Origin of the sequence: Parafannyhessea sp. (assembly GCF_051876455.1) — a bacterium.
In the GTDB taxonomy this organism is placed as follows: Bacteria; Actinomycetota; Coriobacteriia; order Coriobacteriales; family Atopobiaceae; genus Parafannyhessea.
Window position 1 is genome coordinate 1 of record NZ_JBJEHW010000011.1, and the last position, 6474, is coordinate 6474.

Consider the following 6474-nt stretch of genomic DNA (forward strand, 5'->3'; position numbering starts at 1 on the left):
CGGCAAAGCAGACGGAGGCCCCGGCCGTGGTTGCCACCTCTGCCCCCTCCGCAGCGACCACGCAGACGGAGGCCTCGGGCCAGCCTGCCGCGACGGCGACCGAGTCGTCCGAGCAGAAGGCCACGGCAACCGATTCGACCAGCTCCACGTCCCAGTCGCAGTCCGGAGCGTCAACGTCGGAGAGCAACACTCCCACCGCAACGACCACGGCGCAGGCCAGCGCTGCCAAGACGGCTGCCCGCAATGCGCCGGTACAGGCTGCCACCGCTGACGCTCAGACCGCGGCGACCACTGGCTTCACGGTCACGGATGCCAGCGCCAAGACCATTACCGTCACCGATGCCGATGGCATCCAGAAGGCGATCGACTACATTGGCACCCAGCAGGACAAGACCGGCTGGACCATCAACCTCCAGAAGGGGTCCAGCTACTCGGCCTTCAACATCCGTCGCAGCATCTATGACGGGCTCACGGTCGACGGCCACGGCGCCACCGTCAAGGTGTTTACCGACAAGGTGACGCCCTACACAGGCAACACCACCGCCGACGACACCACGCAGGCCTACTACGGCGTGGTCGTGCAGTCTCCCAACGTGACCCTGCGCAACATCGTGTTCGACATGGGCACGCATACCGACGGCCTCTGGAAGGCGTCCGCGATCTGCGCGTCCAACGGCAAGACCACCATGGACATCGCGAACAACCTCACGGTGGAGAACTGCACCTTCAACGGGTCGGGTGTGGGCAACGGCATCATGACTGACAACAAGCTCGACACCTACACCGTGAAGGACTGCACCTTCAAGAACCTCATCAACCAGAAGAGTGACGACAAGGCTGGCTGCGGCATCTACACCGAGGTCGAGGGCGGCCTCAAGAAGGTCGTCATCACCGGCAACAAGTTCGAGAACTGCTCCTTTGCATGGCATGGGTCCTGGGACAACGGCGACAAGGTGACTCCCAACAGCGGCACCTTCGAGTTCACGAACAACGAGGTCACCGGCACGAAGAGCCTGCGCAACAAGGTGGTCGTGCAGGACACCCTCAGCAACGCCCCGACCGACGTGACTATCAGCAACAACACGCTCACGCACGCGATGATCGGCACCGTCAACCTGACCCTCACCAACAACAGCAACACCAAGGTCAACAACGTCAAGACCGACAACACCTATAACGAGGACAGCTACTACACTGAGTCCTGCTGGTATCACGACACGCAGGGTAAAGTGATCACCTACGACGTGTTTGCGGAAAACCAGGGGACGACGTCCGGTTACTGGACCTACGACGAGGCCCAGCTGGACGCCTATGCTAAGGCCAACGGCGTGAGCGCGACCACCATCCAGCACATGAAGGACGCCATTGAGGCAGCCAACAAGAGGATTGCAGCTGGTGGGTCGGGCGAGCTGGTCTTTGGCCAGAACGAGGACACCGCCGAGGTCTTCACGCTCAACAAGAACGCAATCATCTTCAAGAGCTACGACCCCGTCGAGGTCAAGATCAAGGGCACCAAGGTCCTCAAGGGCGCGACCCTCAAGGGCGGCGAGTTCACCTTCCAGCTTCTGGACGAGAATGGCAAGGTACTGTCCACGGCCACCAACGCCGCGGACGGCAGCATCACCTTCAAGGTCCTCAGCTTCCAGAAGATCGGCACCTATCGCCTGACGGTGCGCGAGGTCAAGGGCAACGCGGCTGGCATTACCTACGACGACTATCCCGAGGCCGTGACCGTAAAGATTGGGGCCCACTACGAGTCTGCCCTCTCCGATAAAAACAAGCTCGTCGCGACCCTTGTGACCGACGACAGTGACGACAAGGGAATCGTCTTCCAGAACGCCTATGCCACCACGCCGGCGAAGCAGGAGGAGGCTCCTGTCAAGCAGGCCACCGTCACTCCCAAGAAGGCGGCTGCCAAGGCTACCGCGGCAGCAATCCCCAAGACCGGGGACACGACGGGCAATGTCGGCATTCTCGCCAGCCTGCTCGCGGCCCTTGGCATCGGGTCCGTTGCGACCGCGCGCCACATGCGCAGGGACGAGTAGCCACTACTCATGAGATGCTGATGTCAGCTAGGTAGTGGCGCATGCAACGCCAGGGCGCCCGGAGCCAGGAGGTTTCGGGCGCCCTTTCGGTTGTCGGTCGGGTCACTGCCTCAAACATGAGATGATGCTGGGGCTGGCGGAAGTTGGCTGCCCGCAAGCTGGCGGACGGCTGCCAATTCCAATTCGTTCACGAAAGGCTCTCAAGCATGCCCAACATCCTCTATGTCTGCCACGGCAACATCTGCCGCTCGACCATGGCCGAGTTCGTGATGCGCGAGCTCGTGCGGCGCGCCGGCCTTGCGGATGACTTTGCGATCGACTCCGCCGCGACCAGCCGCGAGGAGCTGGGAAACGACGTCCACCCCGGCACGCGCGCCAAGCTCGCGGAGGTGGGCATCCCGTGCGGCCACCACGCGTCGCGCCAGATGGGTCCCGCCGACTACCAGGCGTTCGACTACATCGTGGGCATGGACCAGGACAACATGGACGGCATCTACCGTCTGCTCCTGGGCGAGAAGGGCTACGGCTTCAGCTGGCGCCCCACCTCGGCCGCCGAGCGTGTCGCGGCCGACCCCGAGGGCAAGGTGTCGCGCCTCCTGGACTGGGCGGGCGTCCACCGCGACGTGGCCGACCCGTGGTACACCGGCAACTTCGACGCGACGTACGACGACGTGCTGCTGGGGTGCCAAGCCATGCTCGAGGCGCTGCGGGGGTAGGCCGTCCGCCCCGTCTCTTCCCGTTACAAGAAAGACCCGCCACCCGCTCTGGCAGAGAGCAGGTGGCGGGCATGTGTCGTGACCTGGTGCACGGCGGCGCGCGCCGGGCCCGCTACGAGTCGTAGCTGTGGAAGAACGCGCGCGTCTCGGGGTCGGTCGCGTTGTCCATAACGTCGGCGGGCGTGCCGTTCTCGGCGATCTTGCCGCGACGCAGCAGCACGATGCGGTCGGCGGCGCGGTGCGCAAAGCTCATCTCGTGCGTGGCCATCAGGATCGTGGCGCCCTGGTCCTTCAGCTCGGACACCATCTCGAGCACCTCGCCAACCAGCATGGGGTCGAGTGCGGACGTGACCTCGTCCAGCAGGAGCAGCTCCGGGTCGCCCATGAGCGCGCGGCAGATGGCGACGCGCTGCTGCTGGCCGCCGGAGAGGCGGTCCGGGTACTCGCGGGCCTTCTGGTCCATGCCGATGCGCTTGAGCAGGCCCATGGCCTTCTCCTCCGCCTTGTCGCGGTCCCACTTGAAGACCTTGCGCGCCGCGAGCGTGACGTTGTTGAGCACCGTCATGTGGGGGAAGAGGTTGAACTGCTGAAACACCACGCCAATGCGGCGGCGGACCTTGTCCTGGTTCACGCGGGGGTCGGTAATGTCCGTGTCGCCCAGCCAGATCTGGCCGTCGTTCACGCGCTCGAGCATGTTGACGCACTTCATGAGCGTGGACTTGCCGGAGCCGGACGGGCCCAGCAGCGCCACGACCTCGTGCTGGCTGATGTCAAAGGACACGTGGTCCAGCACCACGTTGTCGCCAAAGCGCTTGACCACGTTGTCGAGGCGCAGGACCTTCTTGGTCGCGTCGGTCGTCGGCGCGGCCGTGCTTGCGGTTGCGTTGTCAGACATTAGACCATGCCTCCCGTCTGCTCGCGCTTGCGGAGCTTAGCGGAGTACCAGTCGTTCAGCAGGATGAACGGCACGCTCAGCAGGATGAAGAGCACGCTGGCCACCACGTACGGCGTGAAGTTGTACGTCTTGGCGACCACGATCTGGGCGGCGCGCACGGCGTCCACGGCGCCCAGGGTCGAGATCAGGCCCACGTCCTTCTGCATCGAGATGAAGTCGTTCATCAGGGCGGGCGCGATCTTGCGCAGCGCCTGCGGGATGATGACCAGGCGCATGGTCTGGCCGGACGTCAGGCCCAGCGAGCGTGCGGACGCGCGCTGCGAGGGGTGCACGTCCTGGAAGCCGGCGCGCAGCACCTCCGCGATGTAGGCGGAGTACGACATGATGATGGCGATGGTGCCCAGCACGGCGGGGTCGATGCGCCCAAAGATGCCCAGGCCGGGGATGCCAAAGCCAATCAGGTACAGCACCACGATCATGGGGATGCCGCGCATGATGGTGGTGTACAGCCGCGCCACCACGCGCAGCGGGAACATCACGGCCGAGGTCGTGATGCGCGTGAGCGCGAGCAGCGTGCCCAGGATGGCCACGCCGATCACGGCGATCACCAGGACGCGCAGGTTCAGCATGAGCCCGTCGAGCACCTGGGGCCACGCCTGCGCAAAGTACTCGGGCGAGAAGAACGACTCCTTCACTCGCGGCCAGCCCGGGGAGTTGTGCAGTCCCACGGCCACCAGGGCCACGAACACGAGCGTCGATATGATGCTCGTGAGCACGGAGCGGATGCCCTGCTTGCGGCGGTACTCCTCTCGCTCCAGCTCGACGTCGCTCACGGCGTCATGTGTGTTGCCTGACATCAGGGAAGGCCCCCTTTCATGGGGTTTCAAGGTCTGGTGCAAAAAGCAAGACGGCCGAGGCGGGCGCCCCGGCCGTCGTCAAGCACGCGGTGGCTCTACTTCTTGAGCGTGGGGATGTCCGTGGTGTACTCTGCCAGCCACTTGTCCTGCAGCTTCTTGACGGTGCCGTCCTTGATGAGGGCGTTCATCGCCTTGGTGACGTACTTGGTGAGCTGGGAGTTCTTCGCGAGCGTGATGCCCAGGCCCTCGGGATCCTCGGTGCCGGGGATCTGGCCAACCACGAGGCCGTTCTTGATCTGCTTGGACTGGACCATGTACACGGCTTGCGGCGTGTCGGTCACCAGGGCGTCGGCCTGGCCGGCGGTCACGGCCTGCGCGGCGGCGGAGTTGTCGTCAAAGATGCTGATGCCGTCGTCCTTGCCGCCCTTGATGATCTTCTTCACGTAGTCGTACGCGGTGGTGCCAACCATGACGCCGATGTTGGCGTCGGCCAGGTCGGAGCACTTGGTGGCGCTGGCGTACTTGCTCGACTTCTGGAGCACGACGGCCTGCGTGGGACGGAAGTACGCGGGCGAGAAGTCCACGGCCTTCTTGCGGTCGGAGTTGATGGAGACCTGCTGGATGTTGAGGTCCCACTTGTGCTCGCCGGGGGCGTAGGCCTCGTCAAACGTGGTACGGACCCACTTGACCTCGCTGTTGGAGAAGCCCATCTCCTTGGCCAGCGCGTAGATCAGCGCGGCCTCGAAGCCCTTGCCGGACTGCGGCTTGTCGTCGATCACCCAGGGGGTGTAGGCGGGGTTGCCCGTGGCGACGGTGAGCTTGCCCTTGGTGCGCGTGAGGGCCTTGACGCCCGTCGCCTTGGAGGACGAGCTGCTGGAGCTGTCGTCGCCGTTGGAGCCGCCGCACGCGGCGAGGCTCAGGGTGGACAGTGCGCCAGCGCCCAGCGCGATGGCCTCGCGCCTGCTGAACGAGGAGTTCATGATGCTTGCCATGAGGTTCCCTTCCCGATGACCCCCACAACCCGTGGGGGTGTTCTTCTCAGACAAGCACAAGCTTAACAAAGCGAGTTTGCCATCCTGCTCGTAACATATAAATGTCTACGTTTCGTTACGCAATCTTACGTTATGTGAAGCTGGCGTGGGTGCCATACTGGCAGGAGACTGTCGGGAGCCGCATCGCCGCGTCCTAAGGGGGGCCATCGTGAAGACCATTGCCGTGCTGAGCGCGCTGCAGAAGGAGTCGCTCGCGTTCTTTGAGCTTGGGGGAGAAGAACCGTTCCGTCGCCGGGGCGTGGAGCTTGCGGTGCGCGACGTCTCGGGCGTGCGCGTGGTGGCCGCCAACGGCGGCATGGGCAAGGTCAACTCCGCGGCCTCGGCGCAGCTGCTGATCGATGCGTACGAGCCCGACGCGCTCATCTTCAGCGGCATCGCCGGGAGCCTCAACCCGCAGATAGGCGAGGGTGACGTGGTGGTTGGCGCGCGCCTGGAGTGCCTGGACGCGGACATGCAGATCATCGCGGAGTCCGAGCCGCACCTCACGAGCTTCCCCTCAGACGCGGGGCTTGTGCGCCTGGCGGAGCGGGAGCTGGAGGCCCGCGGCTTTGCGCGCGTGGAGCCCGTCGCGAGCCTGGCGGACGCGGACGCCTCCGCCGCGGCGTACGGCACGCTGGCACCGCACGAGCCGCGCTACGTGACCGGGACCATCGCCACGAGCGACGTCTTCAGCACGGAGGCGGATGTCCTGCGCGACATCCGCCGCCGCTACCAGGCGGACTGCGAGGAGATGGAGGGCGTCGCGGCGGCTCAGGTGGCGGCGCGCGCGGGCGTGCCGTTTCTGGCCGTCCGCTCCATCAGCAACGTGTGCGGCGAGGCCTACGAGGCGCTCGACGGCCGCGAGCAGGACCTGTTTGCGACGGCCCGCTTGGCCGCGGACGTCACGATGGGCGTGATCAGGCGGCTCGC

6 protein-coding genes are annotated in these 6474 nt (G+C 65.1%); 3 read left to right on the forward strand and 3 right to left on the reverse strand.

Translation table 11 applies throughout. The annotated features are described in order from the left end of the window. The coding region (locus ACI38Z_RS00510) for a Spy0128 family protein (protein ID WP_439788236.1) at positions 1 to 2045 on the forward strand (2045 nt) is incomplete at its 5' end. A gap of 206 nt (positions 2046 to 2251) precedes the next feature. Continuing rightward, positions 2252 to 2761, forward strand: a complete 510-nt coding sequence (locus ACI38Z_RS00515; protein ID WP_439788237.1) for a low molecular weight protein-tyrosine-phosphatase — start codon at positions 2252 to 2254, stop codon at positions 2759 to 2761. Positions 2762 to 2873: 112 nt separating this feature from the next. Here ACI38Z_RS00515 and ACI38Z_RS00520 read toward each other — a convergent pair whose 3' ends face one another. The 3 genes from ACI38Z_RS00520 to ACI38Z_RS00530 form a co-directional block, all read right to left on the reverse strand. Beyond that, positions 2874 to 3656 (reverse strand): amino acid ABC transporter ATP-binding protein, encoded by a 783-nt coding sequence (locus ACI38Z_RS00520; protein WP_439788238.1) that lies wholly within the window; start codon positions 3654 to 3656, stop codon positions 2874 to 2876. Further along, a complete protein-coding gene (locus ACI38Z_RS00525) occupies positions 3656 to 4513 on the reverse strand; it encodes an amino acid ABC transporter permease (RefSeq protein ID WP_439788239.1) in 858 nt (285 codons plus the stop codon). Before ACI38Z_RS00525 ends, ACI38Z_RS00520 begins: the two co-directional genes overlap by 1 nt. Positions 4514 to 4608: 95 nt before the next feature. Further along, a complete protein-coding gene (locus ACI38Z_RS00530) occupies positions 4609 to 5505 on the reverse strand; it encodes an ABC transporter substrate-binding protein (protein ID WP_439788240.1) in 897 nt (298 codons plus the stop codon). Between the two features lie 208 nt (positions 5506 to 5713). On the opposite strand from ACI38Z_RS00530, the gene ACI38Z_RS00535 reads away from it, so the two are divergent. Then, positions 5714 to 6474, forward strand: a 761-nt coding sequence (locus ACI38Z_RS00535; protein WP_439788241.1) for a 5'-methylthioadenosine/S-adenosylhomocysteine nucleosidase family protein, incomplete at its 3' end; no start/stop codon positions are given.

Coding starts and splice junctions, on each gene's coding strand:
- ACI38Z_RS00515 (WP_439788237.1), top strand. CDS start 2,252: ATGCCCAACATCCTCTATGTCTGCCACGGCAACATCTGCCGCTCGACC.
- ACI38Z_RS00520 (WP_439788238.1), bottom strand. CDS start 3,656: ATGTCTGACAACGCAACCGCAAGCACGGCCGCGCCGACGACCGACGCG.
- ACI38Z_RS00525 (WP_439788239.1), bottom strand. CDS start 4,513: ATGTCAGGCAACACACATGACGCCGTGAGCGACGTCGAGCTGGAGCGA.
- ACI38Z_RS00530 (WP_439788240.1), bottom strand. CDS start 5,505: ATGGCAAGCATCATGAACTCCTCGTTCAGCAGGCGCGAGGCCATCGCG.